This is a genomic window from Spirabiliibacterium pneumoniae, assembly GCF_014884995.1.
Taxonomy (GTDB): domain Bacteria; phylum Pseudomonadota; class Gammaproteobacteria; order Enterobacterales; family Pasteurellaceae; genus Spirabiliibacterium; species Spirabiliibacterium pneumoniae.
The window spans coordinates 1-25,408 of sequence record NZ_JABMII010000009.1; the positions used below are offsets into that span (position 1 = coordinate 1).

The following is a 25,408-nucleotide window of genomic DNA, read 5'->3' on the forward strand; positions in this document are numbered from 1 at the left end:
TAGGACACCGCCGGGTTTTATTTTATAAACAGATTTTTAAAGTCTTTTTATAAAATAAAAATTTTTGGTAGCTATAGTGCAACAGAACCACCTGAATCCTTGCCGAACTCAGAAGTGAAATGTTGTAACGCCGATGGTAGTGTGGGGTCTCCCCATGTGAGAGTAGGTCACTACCAATAAACAAATTTAGCGGAGTGGTAGTTCAGCTGGTTAGAATACCTGCCTGTCACGCAGGGGGTCGCGGGTTCGAGTCCCGTCCATTCCGCCAACGCTTTAGGGGCGTAGTTCAATTGGTAGAGCACCGGTCTCCAAAACCGGGTGTTGGGAGTTCGAGCCTCTCCGCCCCTGCCATTAAAATCTTATGAAAAGCCACTTACTATGTAAGTGGCTTTTTTATTTTATAACTTATTGAAAAATTTGGCGAACGTGGTCGGATTCGAACCGACGACCTATCCCTTAGGAGGGGATTGCTCTATCCAGCTGAGCTACACATTCGCGTGAAGTTATTTTTTGTGGTGCATAAGAGAACGATGCTGAATTTGGACATTTTTACCGCGCCCTTTGAAGTATTCACCAAGCTGCTGGGCAATGTAGACTGAGCGGTGTTTACCACCCGTGCAACCGATAGCGATAGTTAAGTAGCTGCGATTATTTTGTTCAAGCATTGGCAGCCAAGTTTCGATATAGTTGCGGGTAGTGTAAATAAAATTATGTACTTCGCTGTGGCGATTTAGAAAGTCAATAACACCTTCGTCAAGTCCTGTTTGTGGTCGTAGCTCTGGATCCCAATGTGGATTAGGGAGAAAGCGAACATCAAAAACATAATCCGCATTAATTGGAATGCCATATTTAAAGCCAAAAGACTCGAATACAATATTCAATGGCTTTTCGCCTGTACCTTGAATAAATTGGCGTAATTTCTCTGCAAGATCATGAGTTGAGATTGCGCTGGTATCAATCACTAGATCGGCATGTTGAAATAGCGGATCTAGTCGTTCGCGTTCAAGTGCAATGGCACTATCAAGCGGAATATTCTCAATTGAAAGAGGGTGGAGGCGACGAGTATCACTGTAGCGACGAACTAATACGTTTTTATCTGTGTCGAGAAAAATAATTTTAACGTTCACAGGTTCTGGCAATTGTGCGAGCACTTGGTTGAGCACATCAGGATCGTGTGGCATATTGCGGATATCTAAGCTGATGGCGACCGCACTTTGGTTTTTCGCTAAGATGTCAACTAATTGGTTGAGCAGAACCAGCGGCAGATTGTCAACACAGTAATAACCGATATCCTCCAGTGCGCGCAGCGCGACGGATTTGCCTGAACCTGAGCGACCACTGATGATAATCAATTTCATATTATACTTCCACCTCTTGCGCTAGGTTTGTTTGTTGATCAAAATTTTCAAAAATATGCCATAGTTCGTCATCGCAAGTGGCGTTGCGTAGTTGCTTTGCTAATGTTTTTTGTGTGAGTTTTTGTGCGATCTCAGGTAATAGTGGTGCATACTCTTGTGCGTTTTCGGCGGGTAAGAATAGTGCCAAAATTAAATCCACTTCTTTGTTGTCACTTGCATTGTAATTGATGCCATTAGCCAGTTGTAAGAAGATACCTGTTGGTTTATTGACGTGTTCAGTTTTGATGTGCGGCAATGCAATACCTGCTCCAAGTGCGGTACAGCCGACTTTTTCACGCTCACACAAGGTTTCAAGCAGTGGATATTTCTCTTGTGCTTTGTTTTGTTGTGTGGCAAAAATATCACAGATAATTTCCATTAAGCGTTTCTTGCTTGATGCCAAGACTCCTTGACGTACAGTTTTTTGGCTAAGCAGTTGCGTAAATTGCATTTTGGCATCCATCACAATTTGAATTGATCACCAAGATAAAAGCGTTTCACATCCTCATTAGCGAGCACTTGTTCGGGTGTCCCTGTCGCCATCATATGCCCTTCACGCACAATATAGGCGCGCTCACAGACATCCAGTGTTTCGCGCACGTTGTGGTCGGTGATTAGCACGCCAAGCCCACGTTCTTTGAGGTGCAAAATAATTTTTTTTATGTCGATCACTGAAATGGGATCAACGCCTGCAAAAGGCTCATCGAGTAAGATAAATTTAGGGTTGACCGCTAAGGCGCGTGCAATTTCAACCCGACGACGTTCCCCTCCCGAAAGGGATTGCCCGAGGTTATCTCGAATATGTTCAATATTAAATTCGCTAATCAGCTCTTCAGCGCGCGCTTTGCGCTCACTGTTGTCGAGATCTTTGCGCACTTGCAATACCGCCATTAAGTTGTCATACACACTTAAACGACGAAAGATAGAGGCCTCTTGTGGCAGATAACCAATGCCTTTTTGCGCGCGATTGTGCATAGGCAGTAGGGTGATGTCTTGTCCGTCAACATCAATGGAGCCACTATCACTTTTGATTAAGCCCACGATCATATAAAATGTGGTGGTTTTCCCAGCACCATTAGGCCCCAGCAGGCCAACGATTTCGCCAGAGTGAATATCCAAACTGACGTTTTGCACGACTTGCCGCCCTTTATAGGCTTTGGCGAGATTTTTTGCGGTCAAAATAGCCATATCTACGCCCTATTTTTGTTGCAATTGTGCAGGGTAAAGCACGGTTTTGACGCGGCCTTTACCGTTATTTTTAGCAATCATTTGCTGTTTTTGTACATCATAGGTGATCACTTGTGCGTCAATTTTGCTATCTTCTTGTTTAAGTTGTGCGTTGCCAGTGAGTTTTAAAAATTGTGCACCCACATCGTAATTAACTTGATTGGCGCGTCCATTGATGATTTTGCCATTGTCTAATTGCTGCTGGAAGGTGACCGGTGAGCCGTAGGCGGCGACTTTCTCTTGCCCATTTTTTTCGTTTTCGCCAGGACGAGTGATGGTCACTTTACCCGCCTTAATTAAAATCGACCCTTGTGTGATCACCACATTGTCGGAGAAAGTGACTACATTGTGCTCAAGATCAAGAGATTGATTGTCAGAGCTGATATTAATCGGTTGTTTAGTGTCGTCTTTTAAGGCAAAGGCCGACACAGAGCACAGCAGCGCTGCGGCAAAAGTGAGTGAGTTATTGAGTGTTAATTTCATATTGTGTTTTAACCTGCTCTTTTAAAGTCGCAATTTGTTGGCGTAAATTCCCCGTCAGAATGTTGCCTGTTGTGGTGAATTGTGGCCCATAAATGCTGACTATTGTATCAGATGTTATATCTTGTGTCGTTATATTGACAACCGCACTTTGGGTTTTGAGTGTTTGAATGCGGCTGTCAGGCAGTAAACTTTGCACCAACACATTATCGTTGAGATACAGCATTTTGTCTTTGCTTAAAGTGGCGAAATCTGCTCTCAGCCGCCAGCTTTTTACTAGATCACCAGTTTGTTTATTTTTTTGATATAAAAAGACCTCAGGGGCATCGAATTGGGTTTCACCGCTGTGTTGAAAATAAGTAACCTTGCTGGCATCGGCCACATATTGCTTCATTCCATCAATGGAATACACCGTCGTTTGCATTTGTTCGGCAATGTAATCGGGGGCGTCTTGTGGCTTGATTTGGGCGCGAGCACTGGCATCGTCTTGTTGATGCAAGGTGAAATACCAGCCACTTAGCGCCAGCGCGATAATCAGTAACACTATATTCCAGCGTGAGGTCACGTTGTTTTCCCTTTCAATAATACTTTAAAAGTATTCTAACACAAAGGTAAAGCAATGTGTGCGATCGATTTGCGTTACTGGTGTGATAAAGTTGACATTATGCGTCAATTCGTAGAATATCACAGCACATTTTGCCTAAGCCGCGCTTTGTGAAATAATAGGTGCAGGCAAAACTAAGGAAAACTATGACAGATTATTTAGTGGAAGTGAACAATCTCAGCTTTAAACGTGGTGAGCGCGTGATTTATGACAACTTAAATTTGAAAGTTGAAACAGGTAAAATCACCGCGATCATGGGGCCTTCTGGGATTGGTAAAACCACCCTTTTAAAATTAATTGGTGGGCAAATTTCACCAAATGCGGGCGAGATTTTGTTCGATGGTGTTAATTTGACCGCACTTTCAACCCGCAAGCTCTATCAGCTGCGCAAACGCATGGGTATGCTATTTCAGTCAGGTGCGTTGTTCACCGACATGAGCACGTTTGACAACGTAGCGTTTGCTTTGCGGGAGCACACCCAGCTGCCCGATGAATTGATTGCCCAGCTCACCTTGATGAAATTGCAAGCCGTTGGGCTGCGTGGTGCGGCGCACTTAATGCCGTCAGAGCTTTCAGGTGGCATGGCGCGACGTGTGGCACTGGCGCGTGCGGTGGCGTTGGATCCTGACTTGGTGATGTATGATGAGCCGTTCACGGGGCAAGACCCGATCAGCATGGGCGTGATTATTAGCTTGATTAAACGGCTGAATCAAACCTTGAAGCTCACCTCGATTGTGGTGTCGCACGATGTGCAAGAAGTGCTAAGTATCGCTGATTATGCTTACATCGTAGCGGATAAAAAAGTCATTGCCGAAGGCTCACCTGCCGAGTTGATGCAAAGTCAAGATGCACGCGTTCAGCAATTTTTATCAGGTCAAGAAGATGGCCCCGTACAGTTTCATTATCCTGCAACGGCGTCATATACAGATGAGTTATTTTTATGATTGAATGGGTTGCAAGTGTTGGCCGCTGGGCGATAAATTGGCTCAAATCCTTAGGGCGTTCGGGCATGATGCTCTATGGCGCGCTGGTGGGGGTACCGAACCCGAAAACCTACATTCCACTGTTTATTAAACAGTTATATGTGCTCGGAGTGCAGTCGATGTTGATCATCTTGCTCTCTGGATTGTTTATCGGCATGGTGCTTGGTTTACAAGGTTATGTGGTGCTCTCAGGCTTTTCGGCGGAAACCAGTTTGGGGCAGTTGGTTGCGCTCTCGCTGCTGCGTGAGCTTGCCCCCGTTGTGACCGCACTTTTATTTGCAGGGCGAGCGGGGTCAGCATTGACGGCGGAGATCGGGTTAATGAAAGCCACCGAGCAGCTTTCCAGCATGGAAATGATGGCGGTCGATCCACTGCGACGCGTGATTGCGCCGCGCTTTTGGGCGGGCGTGGTGAGTATGCCACTGTTGACACTGCTGTTTATGGCAGTTGGCATTTGGGGTGGCGCGCTAGTTGGCGTCGATTGGAAAGGCGTGGACAGTGGCAGCTTTTGGTCGGTGATGCAAAGTGCGGTCAGCTGGGGAACAGATATTGGTAATGGCATGATAAAAAGTGCGGTTTTTGCCATCACCGTGGTATGGATTGCGCTGTTTAACGGGTATGATGCACTGCCAACCTCTGAGGGCATTAGTCACGCCACCACCAAAACCGTGGTACAATCATCATTAGCCGTGCTGGCTCTCGATTTTATATTAACCGCAATAATGTTCGGCGGAAATTAGACAAGGAAAAAACATGCGTCAAGCAGTTAAATACGAATTTTGGGTTGGGCTATTTTTATTATGCGCCATTGCCGCGCTGGTGTTTTTGGGGCTGCGGGTGGCTAATGTGCAAGGCTTTGGTGAAAATAAAAGCTATACTGTGCAGGCGACTTTCACCAATATTGGCGGGCTAAAAGTGCGCTCGCCGGTGAAAGCCGGCGGTGTAGTGATTGGGCGTGTAAGTGAGATTAGCCTTGATCCACAAAGCTATTTACCACTAGTGAAAATTAACATTGATCAAGCCTATAATCACATTCCCGACACCAGTTCATTGTCGATTAAAACGGCAGGGTTACTTGGTGAACAATATATTGCATTAAATATAGGTTTTGACGATGGCAGTGTTGCTATGTTAAAAAATGGTGATACGATCCACGACACCACCTCAGCGATGGTGCTGGAAGATTTGATTGGGCAATTTTTATACGGTGATAAACAAGCCAGCCCTGAGGCACAAACGAATACACAATAAAGCGGCTCGCTTTAAGGAGAAACTATGTTAAAACACGCACAAAAATTATTGAAACTCGGCGCGCTGCTGCTGACAGGCTTGTTAGCATTGAATGTGGCACAAGCGCAAGACACCCCTTACACCCTGATGAAAAACGCAACAGATAAATTGTTTAATGATATTAACACCAATCAGGCGAAAATTAAGCAAGATCCGAATTATTTACGCACCATTGTGCGCAATGATTTGATGCCATTTGTGCATGTAAACTATGCCGCATCACTGGTGCTTGGTCAGTATTATCAAAGCACCACGCCAGCGCAGCGCACCCGCTATTTCAATGCGTTTGGTCAGTTTATTGAACAAACCTATGCGCAGGTGTTAACTCTTTATAAAGGGCAAAAAATCCAATTAGAGAAAGAAAAACCGCTGGGAAACCAAACGATTATCAGCCAACGTGTGAATATTTTGCAACAAGGTGGCGCACCTATTCGTCTTGATTTTAAATGGCGTAAAAATACCAAAACGGGTCAATGGCAAGCCTATGATATGGCTGCCGATGGCGTGAGCATGGTAGAAACCAAGAAAAATGAGTGGAGCAATATTTTACGCACTCAAGGCATTGATGCGCTGACTGCGCAAATCGAAAAAAGTGCAGCTCAGCCAGTTGTGATAAAGTAGGCGTACATTGGATTTTCATTGGCACAGCGCCACACGCGAAAACGGGGCGCAATTAATTCTACAAGGCGCACTCACTCGTAACACTTTGCAAAAACTGTGGCAGGCGCGGGGAAGGCTTGTTGAGGATTTAACACAGCTAGATATTGAGCTTGCCTATCTCAGTGTGTTGGATTCGGCGGGCTTTGCGTTAGTGTGTGATATTATTCATTTTTATGCGCAAAAAGGGCAAGTGCGGTTACACCATGCGCCAGCGATTTTGCGTGACTTGGCGAAGCTCTACGATTTAGATAGCTGGCTAGAGACTTTTATTGTTGAATAGGAAGTAAGATGGACGCAACGGAAATAGAACAGATTCTGCGCCAAGCATTGGCGCTGGATGAAGTGTATGTACAAGGTGAAAATGCCCATTTCAATGTGGTGGCGGTCAGCGATCAATTTGCTGAAATGAGTAAAGTGAAGCAACAACAGCTGATTTATGCCCCATTAATGGCACATATTGCCAGCAATGATATTCACGCATTGTCAATAAAAACGTATACTAAAGCAAAATGGAAACAAGCGTGCCTGCTTAATGGCGTGCAAGCGTAAAACAGACGGTTTAAGGATAAAAAATGGAAAAGTTTCGGGTTTATGGGAAGAGTTGTTTAAGCGGTGATGTTGATATTTCAGGCGCCAAAAATGCGGCATTGCCGATTCTGTTTGCCGCCATCTTGGCAGAAGAACCCGTCACGTTAACCAACGTACCCGATCTGCGCGATGTAACCACCACGTTAAACATTCTCACCACACTCGGTGTGAAAGTCGAAAAACGCGATCGCAACACCATTGTATTAGACGCGAGTGCGGTCAGCCATTTTGTCACGCCGTATGAATTAGTGAAAACCATGCGTGCGTCTATTTGGGCGTTGGCGCCATTGGTGGCGCGTTTTGCTCAAGGACAGGTGTCATTGCCTGGCGGATGTAATTTGGGCGCACGCCCTGTGGATATGCACATTTCTGGCTTAGAAAAACTGGGTGCTGACATCAAATTAGAAGATGGCTATGTCAAGGCCAGCCGTCAATCACGGTTAAAAGGTGCGCATATCATGATGGATAAAGTTAGCGTAGGCGCAACCTTGTCTGTTATGATCGCTGCCAGTCTTGCCGAAGGCAAAACCGTGATTGAAAATGCGGCTCGAGAACCTGAAATTGTTGACACAGCGGAGTTTTTGAACAAGCTCGGCGCCAATATTCAAGGCGCAGGCAGCGATATGATCACCATCGTGGGTGTGGAACATTTAGGTGGTGGTGAGCATAGCATTATCCCAGATCGAATTGAAACGGGTACTTTCCTCATTGCTGCGGCGGTATCGGGTGGCAAAATTACCTGTCATGGCACGCGCGCCAATACGCTAGATGCGGTACTGGCAAAATTGCAAGAAGCAGGTGCTAAAATTGAGATCAGCGATGATACGATTACGCTGGATATGCAAGGTAAGCGTCCAAAATCTGTCAATGTGCGTACCGCGCCGCACCCTGGCTTTCCAACCGATATGCAAGCACAATTTACCTTGCTTAATATGGTTGCAGAAGGAACGGGCATTATTACCGAAACGATTTTTGAAAATCGCTTTATGCACGTGCCTGAATTGGTGCGTATGGGGGCAAAAGCGGATATTGAAGGTAATACCGCGATTTGTCATGGCGTTGAAACCTTACACGGCACCGAAGTGATGGCGACGGATTTACGTGCGTCTGCAAGCCTTGTGATTGCAGGTTGCATTGCTCAAGGGGAAACGGTTGTCGATCGCATTTATCACATTGACCGCGGTTATGAGCGGATTGAAGAAAAACTGCAAAAACTCGGTGCGCACATTGAACGTTTTAGTTCATGAAAAGTGTAAAAGTGCGGTCATGACCGCACTTTTTTATCCAGCCACTATCAATTTCAAAAAAGCACATTAAACTAAGTGAAAAATCACAAACAGGCTTGAGTTCACAATAACTATCCCCATATAGCCTATATTAACGACAATTTTCAAGAGAGAAGAATAATGAGTGCAAGAACAACCACCAAAAAACAGATTCCCGTGTTAACACTGCGTGACGTTGTGGTGTTTCCTTTCATGGTGATGCCATTATTCGTTGGGCGTGACAAATCTAAAAATAGTCTTAAATATGCCATGGATAATGGTAAAGAATTGTTACTGGTGGCGCAGAAGAACCCCGATCAAGAAGATCCACAACGTGAGGATATTTATGATTACGGGACTTTGGTCAGCGTGATCCAGTTGCTCAATTTGCCTGATGGCACAGTAAAAGTGCTCGTGGAAGGCAAAAAACGCGCCAAAATTAAAAGCTATGATGACGATGGTGAACGCATTAGCGCTGATGTCAGCGTGCTGCCTGAGGTGCTGGGCGATGAGCAAGAGCTTGAAGTGTTCAGCAAAACGGTGCTAGATGAATTTGAAGCCTACATTGCTAGCAATAAAAAGGTGCAGCCTGAGGTGGTCAGTGCGTTGCGTAAAATTTCAGATCCTGTGCGTTTAAGTGATTCGCTTTCTGCACACATGCCTGTTGCATTAAAACACAAGCAAGCCTTGCTGGAAAAAAATAACGTGTGTGAGCGTTTTGAATATTTGATCGTCACCATGCAAACAGAACTGGCGCTACAAGAAGTTGACAAGCGTATCCGCAATCGTGTGAAAGAGCAAATGGCAAAAAGCCAACGGGATTATTATCTCAATGAGCAGATGAAAGCGATTCAAAAAGAACTCGGCGATGGAGAAGGCGGCAGCGACGAAATCGATACGTTACACGGTAAAATTCTCAGTGCGAAAATGCCAAAAGACGTGCAAGAAAAGGCAGAAAATGAGCTGCAAAAATTGAAAATGATGTCGCCAATGTCAGCAGAAGCTACAGTGGTGCGCAGCTATATTGAGTGGCTAATACAAGTGCCGTGGCATAAACGTAGTAAAGTAAAAAAAGATTTAGACAACGCGCAAAAAGTGCTTGATGCCGATCACTATGGGCTTGAACGTGTCAAAGAACGCATTTTGGAATATTTAGCGGTACAAACGCGATTAAATCAAGTGAAGGGGCCAATTTTGTGTTTAGTGGGGCCACCCGGGGTGGGTAAAACCTCATTGGGGCAATCCATCGCGAATGCCACAGGGCGAAAATATGTGCGCATGGCGCTGGGTGGCGTGCGTGATGAGGCGGAAATCCGCGGACATCGCAAAACCTACATCGGCTCGCTGCCAGGCAAATTGATGCAAAAAATGGTTAAAGTTGGCGTGAAAAATCCGCTCTTTTTGCTTGATGAAATCGACAAGATGTCATCAGATATGCGCGGTGACCCCGCCTCCGCGTTGCTTGAAGTGCTGGATCCTGAACAAAATAATGCCTTTAGTGATCACTATTTAGAAGTGGATTATGATCTCTCTGATGTGATGTTTGTGGCAACTTCAAACTCTATGAACATCCCAACGCCGCTGTTGGATCGGATGGAAGTAATTCGGCTTTCAGGCTATACCGAAGATGAAAAGCTCAACATTGCCAAGCAGCATTTGCTTGCCAAACAAATGGTGCGAAACGGTTTGAAAGAAAGCGAGTTGATCGTAGATGACAGTGCTATTTTGGGGATTATCCGCTATTACACTCGAGAGGCAGGCGTGCGTTCATTAGAGCGAGAAATTTCTAAAATTTGTCGCAAAGCGGTGAAAACATTACTGCTAAACAGCAAGAAAAAATCCCTGCGTGTGAATGAGAAAAATCTGCATGATTATCTCGGCGTGAAACGCTTTGAATATGGCAAAGCGGATACAGAAAATCGCATTGGAGAAGTCACTGGGTTGGCGTGGACAGAAGTCGGCGGTGATTTGCTCACCATTGAAACGGCCAGCGTGGCGGGCAAGGGTAAGCTGGTTTACACAGGCTCTTTGGGTGATGTAATGAAAGAGTCTATTCAAGCAGCTATGACCGTGGTGCGTGCGCGTGCGGATCGCTTAGGCATCAATCCTGATTTTCATGAAAAACGGGATATTCATGTGCATGTGCCTGAAGGTGCTACACCGAAAGATGGCCCAAGTGCAGGGATTGCGATGTGTACCGCACTTGTCTCCAGTTTAACGGGCAATCCCGTGCGTGCCGATGTGGCGATGACAGGGGAAATTACGTTGCGCGGCAAAGTGTTGCCAATTGGTGGCTTAAAAGAGAAATTGCTGGCTGCGCACCGCGGTGGAATTAAGACAGTGCTCATTCCAAAAGACAACGTCAAAGATTTGGAAGAGATTCCTGACAATGTGAAAAAACAACTCACGATTCACCCAGTTGAAAGCATTGATCAAGTGCTCTCTTACGCACTCGCTAACCCACCTGAAGGGGTAGAGCTGGTCAAGCCTGCGATGACGCCAGCGAAAAAACGCGTGCGTAAAACGCCGAGCGCCAAAACAGTTAATTAATCCCAAAGCCAAGCCTCGTGCTTGGCTTTTTTAAAAGTGCGGTTGCTTGTTGACAGCGTTGGCAAAGTAGCCGATCATAAGGGTTTTGAACTGCGTAAAAATAAGCATAAAGGTGGTAAATCAGTTATGATGGAGAAATTGAGCAACGGCGTTGGTGGCTGGGTATGGAAAGTCATTTTCGCGTTGGTATCTGTGTCATTTGTATTAGGTGGTGTTGGCACCTATTTGGTGGGGCGTGTGGATACGTCGGCGGCCAAAGTCAACGGTGAAGAGATCAGTCAACGCGTATTTCAAAATACGTTGCAACAACAAACTCGCAACATGGGGGAGCAAATGGGGCCTCAGTTTGCCCAATTGATGGATTCACCTGAGTTTGTCGCCAGTTTACGCCAAGATGTGATCAATAACCTGGTGGACGAAACGTTGTTGGCACAATACATCAATGAACTGGGATTGGTTGCCAGCGATGCACAAATTAAACGCTATATTGTTAGCCAACCCGCCTTTCAAAAAGACGGCAAATTTGATAATGAGCGTTATCAACAATTTTTGCGCGTTAATGGCATCAATGCCGATTACTATGCCCAAAGCCTGCGTGGCGGGATTGTGATGAGTCAATTGCAGCAAGGTTTGTTGGGATCTCTAGCTGTAAGTGATGCACAGCTGGCTGCGCTAAACGAGCAACTTTATCAAACCCGTGAAGTTAATTTGACCGCACTTCCTATCACACAACTTGAGCGTGCACAACAGGTCAGCGAGCAAGAGGTGAGCGAATATTATAATGCGCATAAATCTGCATTTGCTGTGCCTGAGCAGGTCAAAGTGGAATATATCGACATCGCTAAACCAGATATTGAAAAAAATATCAAGGTGACTGATGTGGAAATTGCACAATATTATCAAGACCATAAGAGTGATTTTGCACAAAATCGCCAGCATTTGGCGCATATTCAAGTTGGTAGTGAAGAGCAGGCTAATGCGCTTTATCAACAATTACAACAAGGTGCGGATTTCGCTGAATTGGCCAGAGCTCACTCCAGCGACAAGCTAAGTGCGGTCAACGGTGGCGATCTCAGTTGGAGCAAAGCAGGCGCATTCCCTGAAAAATTTGAACAAGCCGCCAACACCACTGCTGTGGGGGAGGTGAGTAAGCCCGTTGAAGTGGATGGCGCTTATCACATCATTAAAGTGATAGCACGCGAAGACAATGCACCAAGTTTGGAGCAAGTCAAAGGCCAAGTTGAGCAGGCTATTCGTAATGAACTCGCGGCAACGGATTTTTACCGTGTGGAAAAAGAGGCCGCAGAAAAAGCCTTTGAAAACCAAGCTTCGCTTGATGATGTGGAAAAAGTGGTAGGCAAAAAAGTGCAAACCACGGGCTTTTTCACCCGTCAAGACGTACCAGCTGAGCTGAACTTTTCCAACGTGGTGTATAACATTTTTGATACCGATTTGTTGCAAGGTGGCGTGAACTCAGAGGCGATTAATGTGGGCGACCAGCACTCCATCATTTTGCGCGTGGCTGATCATAAGCCAGCAGGCACGCGCAGCCTAGAAGATGCCAAAGCTGATATTATCGCTTACCTCAAACATGAAAAAGCACAAAACCAGCTGATGAGTGAAGCCAAAAGTGCGGTTGATGCCCTCAACCAAGGGCAAAAAGTAACGTTGCCTGACGGTGTGAGCTTGAGTGACAAAGTAGAAAAATTTGTCTATCTCAACACCCAAGATGCGCAGCTGCGTGATGGCATTTTCAGCATTCAACCCAAAGCGCAGGGGGATTATGCCGTGGTGCATAATGGTCAAGGTGAGGTGTTTATCGCCAAGCTGCTGCAAGTCAGCCAAGGCAAGGCCGATGAAAAACAAGCGAAAGCCATTCGCGAGGGCTATTTGCAAAACGAGCAACGCCAAGCGTATCGCCGCTTAATCCAAGCATTACGCGACAAAGCGAAAATTGAGATCAACAATGAGTTTATCTCACAACGCGATAACTAAATATTGTCCCCACGGCAGTGGGGATTTTTTTACCCGTAGAAAAGGGTGGCTATTTGGTTTTATTTATGGTATAAATTGCGCCGTCTATGCTTTTGGGCAAGACATTTTTTAACGAAAACATCACACACATATCACGCACTGCTTGTCGGGGTGCCAAACGGTCGATAAGGCAGGATATGTGGAGGCTAAACCCCAAATAGAAGGAAATTATTATGGCACAAGTTTCAATGCGCGACATGCTGCAAGCAGGCGTCCATTTCGGTCACCAAACTCGTTACTGGAATCCAAAAATGAAATCATACATCTTTGGACCACGCAACGGTGTTCATATCATCAACCTTGAAAAAACCGTTCCAATGTTTAACGAAGCCTTGGCTGAGTTAACTCGTATTGCGAGCAACGGCGGTAAAATTTTATTTGTTGGTACTAAACGTGCAGCTACAGAAGCAGTACAAGAAGCCGCAGTAAGTTGTAACCAATTCTTTGTGAACCACCGCTGGTTGGGTGGTATGTTGACTAACTGGAAAACAGTGCGTCAATCCATCAAACGTTTGAAAGATTTAGAAGCCCAATCTCAAGATGGCACATTTGACAAATTAACCAAAAAAGAAGCTTTGATGCGCACTCGCGAAATGGAAAAACTTGAGCACAGCTTAGGTGGTATCAAAGATATGGGCGGTTTGCCAGATGCGATCTTTGTGATTGCCGCTGACCACGAGCACATCGCGATCAAAGAAGCTAACAACCTTGGCATCCCAGTTTTCGCGGTGGTGGATACCAACACCAACCCAGACGGTGTTGACTATATTATCCCTGGTAACGATGATGCGGCTCGTGCAATTCAATTGTATTTAACAGCAGCAGCAGCTGCGGTCAACGAAGGTCGTGAGCAATCAAAACCACAAGTTACCGAAGAAAGCTTTGCAGCTGAGGCAAAAGAAGAAGCTCCAGCAGCAGAATAAGTTGCAGCGTGACGTAATAAGGCAATTTGCCCTTATTAACCACACAATGAATATTGGGTTAGCAGGGGGCTTTGAAGTTCCCTGCTTTTTTATATAAAGTGCCCTTGCGCACTGACAAGAGGATTAAAACATGGCTGAGATTACAGCGTCATTAGTAAAAGAACTTCGCGATCGTACCGGCGCGGGTATGATGGAATGTAAAAAAGCATTAGTTGAAGCAAACGGTGATATCGAACTGGCTATCGACAATATGCGTAAATCAGGTCAAGCCAAAGCGGCGAAAAAAGCAGGCCGTGTGGCAGCAGAAGGTGTGATCATCGCACGCATCGACGGTGGCTTTGGTGTGTTGGTTGAAATGAACTGTGAAACTGACTTTGTGGCCAAAGATGCCGGCTTCCAGGCCTTGGCGAATAAAGTAGCAGACTATGCACTGGCCAACAAAGTGAGCAACGTTGAAGAATTAAAAGCACACTTTGAAGATGAGCGCGCTGCATTGGTTGCTAAAATTGGTGAAAATATGAATATTCGCCGTGTGGCTACCATCAGCGGTAGCGAAGTGGGTTCATACTTGCACGGTGCCAAAATTGGTGTATTAGTGGCTGCTGAAGGCGCTGACCAAGAATTGTTGAAACACATCGCAATGCACATTGCTGCCAGCCGCCCAGAGTATGTCAACCCAACTGACGTGCCAGCGGATGTGGTAGAACATGAGCGTCAAATCCAAGTAGATATCGCGATGCAATCAGGCAAACCACGCGAAATTGCTGAAAAAATGGTGGAAGGCCGCATGAAGAAATTCACTGGCGAAGTTTCACTGACAGGTCAACCATTTGTTATGGACCCATCTAAATCCGTTGGCGATTTACTGAAAGAAAAAGGTGCGACAGTAACATCATTTGTTCGCCTTGAAGTGGGTGAAGGTATCGAGAAAAAAGAAGACGATTTTGCCGCTGAAGTAGCGAAAATGTCTCGCGTGTAATGACGTGTGAATTGATAAAAGGCGAGGTAACTCGCCTTTTTAGTGTAAAAGTGCTGATGAAATAGCGTATTTCACCAACATTTTTGAAAGGAGAATAAGATGAGCGACAAACCCGTTTATAAACGCATTTTATTAAAACTCAGCGGTGAAGCCTTGCAAGGTGAGGAAGGTTTTGGCATCGATCCATCGATTTTGGATCGCATGGCAAAAGAAATTGATGATCTTGTTAAATTAGGTGTTGAGGTTGCCGTGGTGCTTGGCGGCGGCAATTTGTTCCGTGGGGCCAAATTGGCGAAAGCGGGTATGAACCGCGTGGTGGGCGATCACATGGGCATGTTGGCCACTGTGATGAACGGCCTTGCGATGCGTGATGCAATGCACCGTGCGGACATGAACGCAAAACTGATGTCGGCGTTCCCTCTTAATGGCGTGTGCGATACCTACAGCTGGGCGCAAGCCATTCGATTATTGCGTCAAGGGCAAGTGGTGATTTTCTGCGCGGGCACGGGCAATCCGTTTTTTACCACCGATTCGGCGGCTTGCCTACGTGGCATTGAAATTGAAGCAGACGCTGTGTTGAAAGCCACGAAAGTAGATGGTGTCTACAATTGCGATCCAGCTAAGAATGCCGATGCGATATTATATAAACACTTGAGCTACCAAGATGTGCTTGAGCGAGAGCTGCAAGTGATGGATTTAGCCGCCTTTACCCTTGCACGCGATCACGGTATGCCAATTCGGGTGTTCAATATGAACAAACCAGGTGCATTAAAACGCGTGATTTTAGGCGAAGATGAAGGCACGCTGATCGACGATAAAAAATAAGTCGAACAAGCCTGCGAATTACAGTAAAATCAATAAAACTGATTTTTAAATAAGGATAATTATGTTAAACGATATTAGAAAAGAAGCAGAAGATCGTATGGAAAAGAGCGTTGACGCGTTCCGCTCTCAAATTGCCAAAGTGCGCACTGGCCGTGCCCACCCTAGCCTACTTGATGGCATTATGGTGGAATATTATGGCTCACCGACGCCATTGCGCCAAGTGGCGAATGTGGTGGCAGAAGATGCCCGTACATTAGCAATCACTGTATTTGACCGTTCTTTGGGTGGCGCGGTTGAAAAAGCAATTATGAGTTCTGATTTAGGGCTTAATCCTTCTTCAGCGGGTGCGGTGATCCGTGTGCCATTGCCACCATTGACCGAAGAACGTCGTCGTGATTTGGTGAAAGTGGTGCGTGGTGAAGCTGAGCAAGGTCGTATTGCCGTGCGTAACATTCGTCGTGACGCCAACGATCAAATTAAAGCCTTGTTGAAAGACAAAGAAATCAGCGAAGACGATGATCGTCGCGCACAAGATGAAATCCAAAAACTGACCGACACTTTTGTTAAAAAAGTTGACGACGTGTTGGCGGATAAAGAAAAAGAACTGATGGAGTTCTAATCCTCAAGGCGCTGAGCATTCAGCGTCTTTCTTTTCAATACACAAAGTGCGGTGAAAATCATAGTCCCGCAGCGTGTTTCTCGCTATAATGAGCACCATGTTTTCTAACGCGATTTTCTCATGCAAAATATTACCCTTCTTGGCTCCACGGGCTCTATCGGCAAAAGCACCCTGTCGGTGATAGCCAATAACCCCGATAAATTCCGCGCCTTTGCGCTCGTGGGCGGGCAAAATACCGCACTGATGACGCAACAATGCCAACAATTCCAACCGCACTTTGCCGTAATGGCGGATGAACGTGCGGCACAAACGTTGCGTGATAATCTCACTCAATTGGGCTTAAAAACCGAAGTGCGGTCAGGCGAGCAGGCGATTTGTGAAATTGCCGCTCACGAGCAAGCTGACCAAGTGATGGCGGCAATTGTCGGCGCAGCGGGGCTTGCACCAACACTTTCGGCCATTCGTGCAGGTAAAAAAGTGTTGCTGGCGAATAAAGAGTCTCTGGTCACCTGTGGGCAATTGTTTATCGATGAAGTGGCCAAGTGCGGTGCACAGTTGCTGCCAGTTGATAGCGAACACAACGCCATTTTCCAAGCACTGCCACAATCGGAGCAGGCTCGGGTCGGGCATTGTCAGTTGGCGTACGCGGGGATTAAACGCATTTTGCTCACGGGATCGGGCGGGCCATTTCGCCAAACCGCACTTTCAGCGTTTGACGACATCACACCTGCGCAAGCAGTGGCGCACCCGAATTGGTCGATGGGGCAAAAAATCTCCGTTGACTCCGCCACCATGATGAACAAAGGGCTGGAATACATAGAAGCGCGCTGGTTGTTCAACGCCAGTGCCGAGCAAATGGAAATTATTATTCACCCGCAATCCATCATTCACTCCATGGTGCGCTATGTGGACGGCTCCGTATTGGCGCAAATGGGCAACCCTGATATGCGCACGCCGATTGCGCACGCCATGAGCTACCCTGACCGCACTTTATCGGGCGTGGGTGAGCTGGATTTTTTCAAGCTCAAGGAACTGACTTTTATTGAACCCGATTTTGCGCGTTATCCTTGCTTGAAGCTGGCGATCGACAGTTTCGAGGCGGGGCAATATGCCACCACCGCGATGAATGCCGCCAATGAAGTTGCCGTTGAGGCATTTTTAAATGGCAAAGTGCGGTTTACCGATATTGCCAAAATCAATCGTCAAGTGGTGGAAAGCACGCCTGTGCAGGTAATCAGCGAGATTGCTGATGTGTTTGCCATCGACCATCAAGCGCGCGTGCGTGCGCATCAATTGGCGGCGATTTAATATTCCCCATGCTTGTGGTATAGTGAGTGAAATTTTATGTTGGAAACCCTATGACAGCAACACCAAACGCAATGCCAAAACACGTCGCCATTATCATGGACGGCAATGGTCGCTGGGCGAAACAGCGTGGCAAGCTGCGCGTGGCGGGCCATAAACGGGGTGTGCAGGCTGTGCGAAGTGCGGTTGCGTATGCTGCGAAAAACGGCATTCATTCCCTTACGCTTTATGCTTTCAGCTCTGAAAATTGGTCTCGCCCTGCAACTGAGGTGGATCATTTGATGGATCTGTTTATGTGGGCATTGCAGCGTGAAGTGAAAAAATTGTGTGAGAATAATATTCAGCTGCGTATTTTAGGGGACACGTCGCGTTTTAGTGCGGCACTGCAAAAAAAAATTGTACAAGCAGAAAGCCTTACCGCAGGCAATTCGGGCTTGATTTTAAACATTGCTGCCAATTATGGCGGACAGTGGGACATTGTACAGGCCGCGCAAAAAATCAGTGCTAAAGTGCGGTCAGGCGAGCTTGAGGTCGAGGCGATTGACGCGGAATTATTCAACGCACATTTGATTACCGCTGAGCAGCCGAGTGTGGATTTGCTGATTCGCACCAGCGGCGAGCAGCGGATTAGTAATTTTTTGCTGTGGCAAATTGCCTACGCAGAGCTGTATTTTACCGACTGTTTGTGGCCAGATTTTAACGAAGACGAATTTGCTAAAGCGATTGTGGCGTTTAACCAGCGCGACCGTCGTTTTGGCGCAACTCAAGAACAACAAAAAGGAGCGCAAGATGCTTAAGCAACGTGTCATGTCCGCCATTGTATTACTCGCCTTTGTGTTACTTGCGCTAGTCTATTTTTCGCCTTATGCGTTTGCCTTGACCGTTGGTGTGATTGCGCTTCTTGGGGTGTGGGAGTGGTGTCAGTTTGCTAAGCATAAGCGTGATATTTGGCGTTATATCGTCACTGGTTTAAGTGCTTGTTTGCTGTATTTGACGCTGTATGCCTATCAAGACAAAATCAATGCGGGCATTGTGCTAACAGCAAATAATAGCTGGCTGTTGTATGGCGCGATGTTGTGGTGGTTGACCGCACTTTGCATGGTGTTAACCTACCCAGCATCTGCGAAATATTGGGATAAACCTGCACTGTGGCAGTTGCTATTTGGCTTTTTCACTTTAGCTCCTTTTATGCTCGCTCTGCTGAGCTTGCGGCTGTATAACTATAATCTTAATTCATGGAGTGGGTTGGTTTTGTTGCTTTATGTGCTGGTGTTAGTCTGGGTGGCGGACTCGGGTGCCTATTTTTGTGGGCGCGCGTTCGGTAAGCATAAGCTCGCCAGCCTTGTCTCTCCGAAAAAAACGTGGGAAGGTCTAGTCGGCGGCGTAGTGTGCGCGCTGATTGTTGGCGTGTTCTATGTTCAACTTACGCCCGCGGATTTTATTTTGCGTCAGCTTCCACTGTCCACCCTGTTGCTGGTGTCGTTAGGCACAGTGCTCATTTCCATTCTGGGGGATTTGACCGAAAGTATGTTTAAACGTGATGTGGGTATCAAAGACAGCAGCCAGCTCATTCCTGGGCACGGCGGCGTATTGGATCGCATTGATAGCCTAACCGCCGCGTTACCGTTTTTCTGCTTGATGTTTTATTGGTTGACGTAATAGTAAAAGGATACGCATGAATTTTTTGTGGTCGCTTGCCTCATTTTTTGTTGTTATTAGCGTTTTGGTGTTTGTGCATGAGTTTGGGCACTTTTGGGCAGCGCGCCGTTGTGGCATCAAAGTGCTGCGCTTCTCTCTTGGGTTTGGCAAGGTGTTATTTCGTCGCAAAGATAAACAAGGCACCGAGTTTGTGGTGTCGCTTATTCCGCTGGGTGGGTATGTACGCATGCTCGACAGCTCCGCAGAACCCGTGCCAGCCGATTTAAGCCAATACGATTACAAGCAAAAATCAGTGCTCAAACGTGCCGTCGTGATTGCAGCGGGCCCTATAGCAAATTTTTTGTTTGCTATTTTGGCCTATTGGGTAATTTTTATGGTTGGCATTCCCGCCGTGAAGCCCGTGATTGGGCAGGTGGCGTCGCAATCGATAGCAGCGCGTGCTGAGCTGACACCCGATATGCAAATTCGTGCCATTGATGGGGAAAAAGTGCAGGATTGGAACGACATCAACATGCTGCTGACCGCCAAACTTGGCAAGCCTGCGGTGACATTGACTGTGGCGAATGTGGATTCTGAACAAGTGCGCAACCGCACTTTAGATTTAGGCCAATGGCATTACGATCCGCAAAAAGAAGCGGCATTCACCTCTGTTGGCATTACGCCAGTGCATAATGACGTGCAGCTGGTGGTCAGTAAAGTCACGGAAAATTCTCCCGCGCAGCGTGCAGGATTGAAAGTGGGTGATGAAATTTTAAGCATTAATAATCAAGCGCTGAGCTGGCAAGATGTGGTGCGCATCATTGAAGCAAACTTGAACCGCACTTTGGATGTGGCGGTGTTGCGTGATGGCGAAACACTGCATTTAGCCATCACGCCAGAATTAAACAAGCAAAATAAAGCGTATATTGGCTTTGCGCCGACCGTGAAACCTTTGCCTGAAAAGTATCGCAGCGAGTTAAAATATGGTATGCTAGAGGCGCTTGTGCACGGGGTTGAAAAAACGTGGCAACTTAGCGTGGTGACGGTCAAACTCGTTGGTAAATTGATCACGGGTGACATTTCGTTGAAAAACATCGGCGGGCCAATTGCCATTGCACAAGGCGCGGGCATTTCCTCAGAAATTGGCTTGCTGTATTATTTAAGTTTTATGGCGCTCATTAGCGTCAACCTTGGCATTATGAATTTGATTCCACTGCCAGTGCTTGATGGTGGGCATTTGCTCTTTTTAGCAGTGGAAGGTGTGCGCGGCAAGCCAGTGTCTGAACGCGTGCGTGAGATCTTCTTTCGTATTGGCGCAACCGCACTTTTAATGTTGACGGTTTTTGCCGTATTTAATGATATTATACGTTTTATTTAAGGCAGATTGCCACAAGTGACCAACAATTTAGGGATAGGACTCAGGGACAATGAAAAAACTTTTAGCAACCAGTTTACTCCTCGCGAGTAGTTCCGTCATGGCGGCGACTTTCACCGTGCAAGATATCCGTGTGGAAGGGACAGACCCCGTAACCGCACAGCGCATTCGTGCTGCATTGCCAGTGAAAGTGGGCCAACGCGCCAATGACCAAGATTTATCCAAAATTGTGCGCACGTTATTCCAGCGCAATAATATTGAAAATGTGGTGGCGCGCCGCGATGGCAGCACCTTAGTGGTGGAAGTGCAACCTCGTCCTTACATTACTGAGCTGGATATTAAAGGCAACAAACAAATTCCGAAAGACGCGTTGGAAAGCAATTTGCGTGAAAATGGTATCGCGAAAGGCGAAATTCTACAGCGAGAAAAACTAGAAGCGTTCCGAGCTGAGTTGGAAAAGCATTATCACAGCATGGGTTATAATAATGTAGAAGTCAAAACAGTGATTGATGATCTTGGGCAAGGTCGTGCCAAATTAACTCTAGACATCACGGAAAATAAATCTTCGTTGGTGAAAACCATCAACTTTGAAGGCAATAACACCTTTAGCGACAGTAAATTATTACAACAAGTGGACATTCAGCCTGACGTGTCGTGGTGGAATATTTTTGCCAGCAGCCGTTTTTCTGAGCCAAAATTTGAAAAAGATTTGAATACATTGCGTGATTTCTACCTTAATCAAGGGTATGCAAAATTCCGTATTTTGGATACGGATGTCAAATTAAGTGATGATAAGAAGAACATCGATATCACGATCAAAATGGACGAAGGTGAAAAATATAACATTAATGATGTCAAAATCATTGGTGATACCGCAGGCATGAATCAAGAATTAAATCAATTGCTTGTTAACGTGAAACGTGGTGAGCAATTCCGTGGTAGTACCGTACGTCGCATTGAAGAGGGCATTAAATCCACACTCGGCGAGCGTGGTTATGCTAATCCGCAAATTCATGTGCAACCTGAATTCAATGATGCGCAACATTCAGTGGATTTGATTGTCGTGGTGGAAGCGGGGCGTCGCTACTATGTGCGCAGTATCCGCTTTGAAGGTAACGATGTCAGTGCAGACTCTACCTTGCGTCAAGAAATGCGTCAACCTGAAGGCGCGTGGCTCAATACCGCACTTTTAGATCAAGGGAAATACCGCCTAGAACGCACAGGTTTTTATGAGACAGTCGATATGCAAACGCTCGCTGTACCGAATGTAGATGACCAAGTGGATGTGGTTTACAAAGTTAAAGAACGTAACACTGGCAGTATTAACTTTGGTGTCGGATATGGTACTGAAAGTGGCTTGAGTTATCAGGCGAGTATCAAACAAGATAATTTCCTCGGCATGGGATCGTCTGTGAGTTTGTCAGGGACTAAAAATAAATACGCCACCAGCATCAACCTCGGCTATAACGAACCGTACTTCACCCGCGATGGCGTTAGCCTAGGGGGCAACGCGTTTTACGACAAATATGACTACTCAGATTCCAGCACCACAGCGGCTTATTCTCGTACGAGCTATGGCCTTAATGGAACGCTTGGTTTCCCAGTGAATGAAAATAATTCCTACTATTTAGGGCTAGGTTGGGTGCGTAATAAATTGAAGGATATGTATCCTGAATATAACCGTGCGCTATATCTCCATTCCATGAATATTGATAAATGGACGGTGAAAACTGATGACTTTGAGTTCAGTGCAGGTTGGAATTATAACACTTTAAACCGTGGCTTTTTACCAACCGATGGTACGCGTGCGAGCATTGGCGGTAAAATCACCATTCCTGGCTCTGACAATAAATACTATAAAGTCAACGCCGATGTAGTTACTTTCAAACCACTGAACTATGACCAAACTTGGGTATTGATGGGTAAAGCGGGCTTGTCTTACGCGAAAGGTTTTGGTGGTAAAGAAATGCCGTTCTATCAAAACTATAGCGCTGGTGGCATCGGCAGCTTGCGTGGTTTTGCCTACGGTGCGGTGGGGCCAAAAGCAATTTATCCAGGCTGTAATGATGGTGATCGTAATACCCCTGTTACCACCAACAAAAATGCTTACCAATGTATCAACAACGATGTTATCGGCGGTAACGCGATGGCGACAGCTGGTGTAGAATTGATTATGCCAACCCCATTTGTCAGTGATAAAAACCAAAACGTGGTGCGCACCTCGGTATTCTTGGATGCAGCCAGTGTATGGAACACGAAATGGAAAAAAGGCACTCGTAAAGAGTTTGATATTCAACAAGGTCAAATCGCCAACTACGGCAATCCGAAACGTGTACGCGCGTCTGCTGGCCTTGCATTCCAATGGAATTCTCCAATTGGGCCATTGGTGTTCTCGTATGCTAAGCCAGTAAAAAAATACGAAGGTGATGAAATTGAACAATTCCAATTTAGCATTGGTGGTACGTTCTAATTCATTAGAATAAAAGAACTTTTTATTAAAAGTGCGGTCTTAAACAATGTGGCAGAGTGTTCTGCCCGTTAACAACACAAAAAAGGATATAATTATGAAAAACACTATAAAAGTGGCAGGATTAACTCTCGCATTAGCACTCACATCAGCGTTTGCACAGGCGGAAGAAAATATTGCTTATATTGACTCTGCAGCCATCTTCCAAAGCCATCCAGATCGCGAAGCGGTGGCCAAAAAAATTGATGACGAACTCAAAGGTCCAGCTGAAAAATTACAAGCTGCTGAGAAAAAAATCGTTGATAAAATGAAAGCATTGGAAAAAGAAGCACCAAAACTTCGCCGTGCTGATATTCAAAAACGTGAAGACGAAATTAACAAATTGCGTCAAAGCTACCAAGAACAAGTGAATGCTTTCCAGCAAAAAAATGAAAAATTGCAATATGAAGAGCGTGCAAAACTGTTGCAAAGTATTCAGGAAGCGACCAATGAAGTGGCTAAAGAGAAAAATTATACTTATGTGATCGATGCGAATGCGCTGGTTTATGCAGCCGATGGTAAAGATATCACTAAAGAAGTGTTGGATCACATTAAACCTGCTGAAAAAGCACCCGCGAAAGCAGAAGAGAAAAAAGCAGGGAAGTAATCCATCATGGCAAGTTTTAGCTTAAAGCAACTTGCAGAGCATGTGAAAGGGCGCTTGCGTGGCGATGCAAGTGCCGTTATCACGAGCATTGCACCCCTTGAACGTGCCACAGCGGATGAGCTGAGCTTTATCACTAATGCAAAATACCGAGAATTACTCGCTCAAAGTCAGGCGGGTTGCTTGCTGGTGAAAGAAGACGATGTACCGTTTTGCGCAGAGCACAGCAACTTGATTGTCACGCAAGACCCTTATGTCGCTTACGCCAAAATTGCGCAATTGATTGACAACACACCGCAGCCTGCCGATGGCATTGCTGAAAGTGCGGTGATTGCACAAAGTGCGGTTTTAGGTCGTGACGTTAGCATTGGTGCCAACGCTGTGATCGAAGATGGCGTGGTACTTGGTGATAACGTGGTGATTGGCGCAGGCTGTTTTGTTGGGCAAAATGCACGCATTGGCGACAGCAGCAAGTTATGGGCTAATGTCAGCGTTTATCACAATGTAGAAATTGGTCAGCATTGCTTGATTCAATCTAATACCGTCATCGGGGGAGATGGTTTTGGCTATGCCAATGAGCAGGGTAAATGGGTGAAAATCCCGCAAACGGGCAGTGTGAAAATTGGCAATCACGTTGAAATTGGCGCGTGTACCTGTATTGACCGTGGTGCTCTTGATGACACAGTGATCGAAGATAACGTGATCATTGATAATCTTTGTCAAATTGCGCACAATGTGCACATTGGCACTGGGACTGCGGTGGCTGGTGGTGTGATTATGGCGGGTAGCCTCAATGTTGGGCGCTACTGCTTGATTGGCGGCGCAAGCGTTATCAATGGGCATATGAGCATTTGCGATGGCGTAACCATCACTGGCATGGGTATGGTGATGCGTCCAATCGACAAGCCAGGTGTTTATTCATCGGGTATTCCATTGCAAACGAATAAAGAATGGCGCAAAACAGCTGCCTTGACGTTAAATATCAGTGATATTAATAGACGTCTCAAATCGTTAGAAAAAGAGAATAAAAAATAACTAAAGGATGGAGTTGTATTTTTTGCAACCTTAAGGAATTTATAGTGACAGAGCAAGTTGAAACATCAAAAAAACAAAAAATTGTGGACATTAACGAGATCATGCAGCTTTTGCCACACCGTTATCCTTTTTTACTCGTTGATCGTGTTATCGACTTTGAAGAAGGCAAATGGCTAAAAGCAATTAAAAATGTGTCTGTTAATGAGCCATGTTTTACTGGCCACTTTCCGCAAAAGCCTGTATTTCCTGGGGTGTTGATTCTTGAAGCCATGGCGCAGGCAACAGGCGTGTTAGCGTTTAAAACCCTCGCTTTGCCAAAAGATGAGTTATTCTATTTTGCAGCAATCGACAACGCCCGCTTCAAACGCCCTGTTGAGCCAGGTGATCAAATGATCTTGGAAGTACACTTTATCAAAGAGCGTCGTGGTGTGACTCGCTTTACAGGCGTGGCCACCGTTGATGGCAAAGTCGTTTGTGAAGCAGAGCTAATGTGTGCCCGTCGGGGTATGTAAGGAGCAAAC

26 protein-coding genes, 3 tRNA genes and 1 rRNA gene are annotated in these 25,408 nt (G+C 46.0%); 24 read left to right on the forward strand and 6 right to left on the reverse strand.

The annotated features are described in order from the left end of the window. Positions 1-63 precede the first annotated feature (63 nt). The 3 genes from rrf (at position 64) to HPC38_RS07270 (ending at position 351) form a co-directional block, all read left to right on the forward strand. Positions 64-179 (forward strand): 5S ribosomal RNA (gene rrf, locus HPC38_RS07260). A gap of 12 nt (positions 180-191) precedes the next feature. Next, positions 192-268, forward strand: a tRNA-Asp gene (locus HPC38_RS07265). A gap of 7 nt (positions 269-275) precedes the next feature. After that, positions 276-351 (forward strand) — tRNA-Trp (locus HPC38_RS07270). 67 nt (positions 352-418) lie between these two features. Here the strand turns inward: HPC38_RS07270 and HPC38_RS07275 are convergent. The 6 genes from HPC38_RS07275 to lptC form a co-directional block, all read right to left on the reverse strand. Next, positions 419-495, reverse strand: a tRNA-Arg gene (locus tag HPC38_RS07275). 8 nt (positions 496-503) lie between these two features. Beyond that, the gene (gene rapZ, locus HPC38_RS07280) at positions 504-1,358 is read right to left on the reverse strand and encodes an RNase adapter RapZ (RefSeq protein WP_208120630.1); all 855 of its coding nucleotides are present in this window, start codon (positions 1,356-1,358) and stop codon (positions 504-506) included. Between the two features lies 1 nt (position 1,359). Continuing rightward, a complete protein-coding gene (locus tag HPC38_RS07285; protein ID WP_208120631.1) occupies positions 1,360-1,848 on the reverse strand; it encodes a PTS sugar transporter subunit IIA in 489 nt (162 codons plus the stop codon). A gap of 11 nt (positions 1,849-1,859) precedes the next feature. Continuing rightward, positions 1,860-2,585 (reverse strand): LPS export ABC transporter ATP-binding protein, encoded by a 726-nt coding sequence (lptB, locus tag HPC38_RS07290; protein WP_208120632.1) that lies wholly within the window; start codon positions 2,583-2,585, stop codon positions 1,860-1,862. A gap of 9 nt (positions 2,586-2,594) precedes the next feature. Further along, a complete protein-coding gene (gene lptA, locus HPC38_RS07295) occupies positions 2,595-3,107 on the reverse strand; it encodes a lipopolysaccharide transport periplasmic protein LptA (RefSeq protein WP_208120633.1) in 513 nt (170 codons plus the stop codon). Further along, a complete protein-coding gene (gene lptC / locus HPC38_RS07300) occupies positions 3,088-3,669 on the reverse strand; it encodes an LPS export ABC transporter periplasmic protein LptC (protein WP_208120634.1) in 582 nt (193 codons plus the stop codon). Before lptC ends, lptA begins: the two co-directional genes overlap by 20 nt. Positions 3,670-3,854: 185 nt before the next feature. Here lptC and HPC38_RS07305 point away from each other — a divergent pair, with 185 nt between their 5' ends. From HPC38_RS07305 to fabZ, 21 genes are all read left to right on the forward strand, one after another. Then, on the forward strand, positions 3,855-4,652 hold the full coding sequence (locus HPC38_RS07305) for an ATP-binding cassette domain-containing protein (protein WP_208120635.1): 798 nt from the start codon (positions 3,855-3,857) through the stop codon (positions 4,650-4,652). Beyond that, the gene (gene mlaE, locus HPC38_RS07310) at positions 4,649-5,431 is read left to right on the forward strand and encodes a lipid asymmetry maintenance ABC transporter permease subunit MlaE (protein WP_208120636.1); all 783 of its coding nucleotides are present in this window, start codon (positions 4,649-4,651) and stop codon (positions 5,429-5,431) included. The genes HPC38_RS07305 and mlaE overlap by 4 nt, the downstream gene beginning before the upstream one ends. A 13-nt stretch (positions 5,432-5,444) precedes the next feature. After that, on the forward strand, positions 5,445-5,942 hold the full coding sequence (gene mlaD, locus HPC38_RS07315; RefSeq protein WP_208120637.1) for an outer membrane lipid asymmetry maintenance protein MlaD: 498 nt from the start codon (positions 5,445-5,447) through the stop codon (positions 5,940-5,942). 24 nt (positions 5,943-5,966) lie between these two features. After that, positions 5,967-6,602, forward strand: a complete 636-nt coding sequence (mlaC, locus tag HPC38_RS07320; RefSeq protein WP_208120638.1) for a phospholipid-binding protein MlaC — start codon at positions 5,967-5,969, stop codon at positions 6,600-6,602. A 7-nt stretch (positions 6,603-6,609) separates the two neighbouring features. Beyond that, entirely contained in the window at positions 6,610-6,921 is a 312-nt protein-coding gene (locus tag HPC38_RS07325; RefSeq protein ID WP_208120639.1) for an STAS domain-containing protein, read from the forward strand. 8 nt (positions 6,922-6,929) lie between these two features. Further along, on the forward strand, positions 6,930-7,190 hold the full coding sequence (locus tag HPC38_RS07330; protein ID WP_208120640.1) for a BolA family protein: 261 nt from the start codon (positions 6,930-6,932) through the stop codon (positions 7,188-7,190). A 23-nt stretch (positions 7,191-7,213) separates the two neighbouring features. Beyond that, a complete protein-coding gene (murA, locus tag HPC38_RS07335) occupies positions 7,214-8,476 on the forward strand; it encodes a UDP-N-acetylglucosamine 1-carboxyvinyltransferase (protein ID WP_208120641.1) in 1,263 nt (420 codons plus the stop codon). Positions 8,477-8,635: 159 nt separating this feature from the next. Then, complete coding sequence (gene lon / locus HPC38_RS07340; protein WP_208120642.1) at positions 8,636-11,044, forward strand: endopeptidase La; 2,409 nt, start codon at positions 8,636-8,638, stop codon at positions 11,042-11,044. Between the two features lie 21 nt (positions 11,045-11,065). Continuing rightward, positions 11,066-13,039 (forward strand): SurA N-terminal domain-containing protein, encoded by a 1,974-nt coding sequence (locus HPC38_RS07345; protein WP_208120643.1) that lies wholly within the window; start codon positions 11,066-11,068, stop codon positions 13,037-13,039. A 212-nt stretch (positions 13,040-13,251) separates the two neighbouring features. Further along, positions 13,252-14,001, forward strand: coding sequence for a 30S ribosomal protein S2 (gene rpsB / locus HPC38_RS07350; RefSeq protein ID WP_208120644.1), 750 nt, complete (start codon positions 13,252-13,254; stop codon positions 13,999-14,001). 130 nt (positions 14,002-14,131) lie between these two features. Then, positions 14,132-14,980, forward strand: a complete 849-nt coding sequence (gene tsf / locus HPC38_RS07355; RefSeq protein WP_208120645.1) for a translation elongation factor Ts — start codon at positions 14,132-14,134, stop codon at positions 14,978-14,980. Positions 14,981-15,079: 99 nt separating this feature from the next. Next, positions 15,080-15,805, forward strand: a complete 726-nt coding sequence (gene pyrH / locus HPC38_RS07360) for a UMP kinase (RefSeq protein WP_208120646.1) — start codon at positions 15,080-15,082, stop codon at positions 15,803-15,805. 61 nt (positions 15,806-15,866) lie between these two features. After that, on the forward strand, positions 15,867-16,424 hold the full coding sequence (gene frr / locus HPC38_RS07365) for a ribosome recycling factor (RefSeq protein WP_208120647.1): 558 nt from the start codon (positions 15,867-15,869) through the stop codon (positions 16,422-16,424). Positions 16,425-16,544: 120 nt separating this feature from the next. Further along, a complete protein-coding gene (gene ispC, locus HPC38_RS07370; RefSeq protein WP_208120648.1) occupies positions 16,545-17,732 on the forward strand; it encodes a 1-deoxy-D-xylulose-5-phosphate reductoisomerase in 1,188 nt (395 codons plus the stop codon). 50 nt (positions 17,733-17,782) lie between these two features. After that, complete coding sequence (gene uppS, locus HPC38_RS07375) at positions 17,783-18,526, forward strand: polyprenyl diphosphate synthase (protein ID WP_208120649.1); 744 nt, start codon at positions 17,783-17,785, stop codon at positions 18,524-18,526. Continuing rightward, positions 18,519-19,388 carry a phosphatidate cytidylyltransferase gene (locus HPC38_RS07380; RefSeq protein WP_208120650.1) on the forward strand — a complete coding sequence of 290 codons (870 nt, stop codon included), beginning with the start codon at positions 18,519-18,521 and terminating at the stop codon, positions 19,386-19,388. The genes uppS and HPC38_RS07380 overlap by 8 nt, the downstream gene beginning before the upstream one ends. A gap of 16 nt (positions 19,389-19,404) precedes the next feature. Continuing rightward, the gene (gene rseP / locus HPC38_RS07385; RefSeq protein WP_208120651.1) at positions 19,405-20,745 is read left to right on the forward strand and encodes a sigma E protease regulator RseP; all 1,341 of its coding nucleotides are present in this window, start codon (positions 19,405-19,407) and stop codon (positions 20,743-20,745) included. 49 nt (positions 20,746-20,794) lie between these two features. Further along, positions 20,795-23,212, forward strand: coding sequence for an outer membrane protein assembly factor BamA (gene bamA / locus HPC38_RS07390; RefSeq protein ID WP_208120652.1), 2,418 nt, complete (start codon positions 20,795-20,797; stop codon positions 23,210-23,212). A 94-nt stretch (positions 23,213-23,306) separates the two neighbouring features. Continuing rightward, positions 23,307-23,855, forward strand: a complete 549-nt coding sequence (locus HPC38_RS07395) for an OmpH family outer membrane protein (RefSeq protein ID WP_208120653.1) — start codon at positions 23,307-23,309, stop codon at positions 23,853-23,855. Between the two features lie 6 nt (positions 23,856-23,861). Continuing rightward, positions 23,862-24,887: a UDP-3-O-(3-hydroxymyristoyl)glucosamine N-acyltransferase gene (gene lpxD, locus HPC38_RS07400; protein WP_208120654.1), complete on the forward strand. Its 1,026-nt coding sequence runs from the start codon at positions 23,862-23,864 to the stop codon at positions 24,885-24,887. 44 nt (positions 24,888-24,931) lie between these two features. Next, complete coding sequence (gene fabZ, locus HPC38_RS07405) at positions 24,932-25,399, forward strand: 3-hydroxyacyl-ACP dehydratase FabZ (RefSeq protein WP_208120655.1); 468 nt, start codon at positions 24,932-24,934, stop codon at positions 25,397-25,399. Positions 25,400-25,408: the final 9 nt, after the last annotated feature.

Bases quoted from the DNA above. Each gene is read 5' to 3' on its own strand.
- rapZ (WP_208120630.1), bottom strand. From the start codon at position 1,358: ATGAAATTGATTATCATCAGTGGTCGCTCAGGTTCAGGCAAATCCGTC.
- lpxD (WP_208120654.1), top strand. From the start codon at position 23,862: ATGGCAAGTTTTAGCTTAAAGCAACTTGCAGAGCATGTGAAAGGGCGC.
- lon (WP_208120642.1), top strand. From the start codon at position 8,636: ATGAGTGCAAGAACAACCACCAAAAAACAGATTCCCGTGTTAACACTG.
- lptA (WP_208120633.1), bottom strand. From the start codon at position 3,107: ATGAAATTAACACTCAATAACTCACTCACTTTTGCCGCAGCGCTGCTG.
- mlaD (WP_208120637.1), top strand. From the start codon at position 5,445: ATGCGTCAAGCAGTTAAATACGAATTTTGGGTTGGGCTATTTTTATTA.
- bamA (WP_208120652.1), top strand. From the start codon at position 20,795: ATGAAAAAACTTTTAGCAACCAGTTTACTCCTCGCGAGTAGTTCCGTC.
- HPC38_RS07305 (WP_208120635.1), top strand. From the start codon at position 3,855: ATGACAGATTATTTAGTGGAAGTGAACAATCTCAGCTTTAAACGTGGT.
- tsf (WP_208120645.1), top strand. From the start codon at position 14,132: ATGGCTGAGATTACAGCGTCATTAGTAAAAGAACTTCGCGATCGTACC.
- HPC38_RS07380 (WP_208120650.1), top strand. From the start codon at position 18,519: ATGCTTAAGCAACGTGTCATGTCCGCCATTGTATTACTCGCCTTTGTG.
- HPC38_RS07330 (WP_208120640.1), top strand. From the start codon at position 6,930: ATGGACGCAACGGAAATAGAACAGATTCTGCGCCAAGCATTGGCGCTG.
- rseP (WP_208120651.1), top strand. From the start codon at position 19,405: ATGAATTTTTTGTGGTCGCTTGCCTCATTTTTTGTTGTTATTAGCGTT.
- HPC38_RS07285 (WP_208120631.1), bottom strand. From the start codon at position 1,848: ATGCAATTTACGCAACTGCTTAGCCAAAAAACTGTACGTCAAGGAGTC.
- lptB (WP_208120632.1), bottom strand. From the start codon at position 2,585: ATGGCTATTTTGACCGCAAAAAATCTCGCCAAAGCCTATAAAGGGCGG.
- mlaE (WP_208120636.1), top strand. From the start codon at position 4,649: ATGATTGAATGGGTTGCAAGTGTTGGCCGCTGGGCGATAAATTGGCTC.
- murA (WP_208120641.1), top strand. From the start codon at position 7,214: ATGGAAAAGTTTCGGGTTTATGGGAAGAGTTGTTTAAGCGGTGATGTT.
- uppS (WP_208120649.1), top strand. From the start codon at position 17,783: ATGACAGCAACACCAAACGCAATGCCAAAACACGTCGCCATTATCATG.
- HPC38_RS07395 (WP_208120653.1), top strand. From the start codon at position 23,307: ATGAAAAACACTATAAAAGTGGCAGGATTAACTCTCGCATTAGCACTC.
- ispC (WP_208120648.1), top strand. From the start codon at position 16,545: ATGCAAAATATTACCCTTCTTGGCTCCACGGGCTCTATCGGCAAAAGC.
- pyrH (WP_208120646.1), top strand. From the start codon at position 15,080: ATGAGCGACAAACCCGTTTATAAACGCATTTTATTAAAACTCAGCGGT.
- mlaC (WP_208120638.1), top strand. From the start codon at position 5,967: ATGTTAAAACACGCACAAAAATTATTGAAACTCGGCGCGCTGCTGCTG.
- frr (WP_208120647.1), top strand. From the start codon at position 15,867: ATGTTAAACGATATTAGAAAAGAAGCAGAAGATCGTATGGAAAAGAGC.
- rpsB (WP_208120644.1), top strand. From the start codon at position 13,252: ATGGCACAAGTTTCAATGCGCGACATGCTGCAAGCAGGCGTCCATTTC.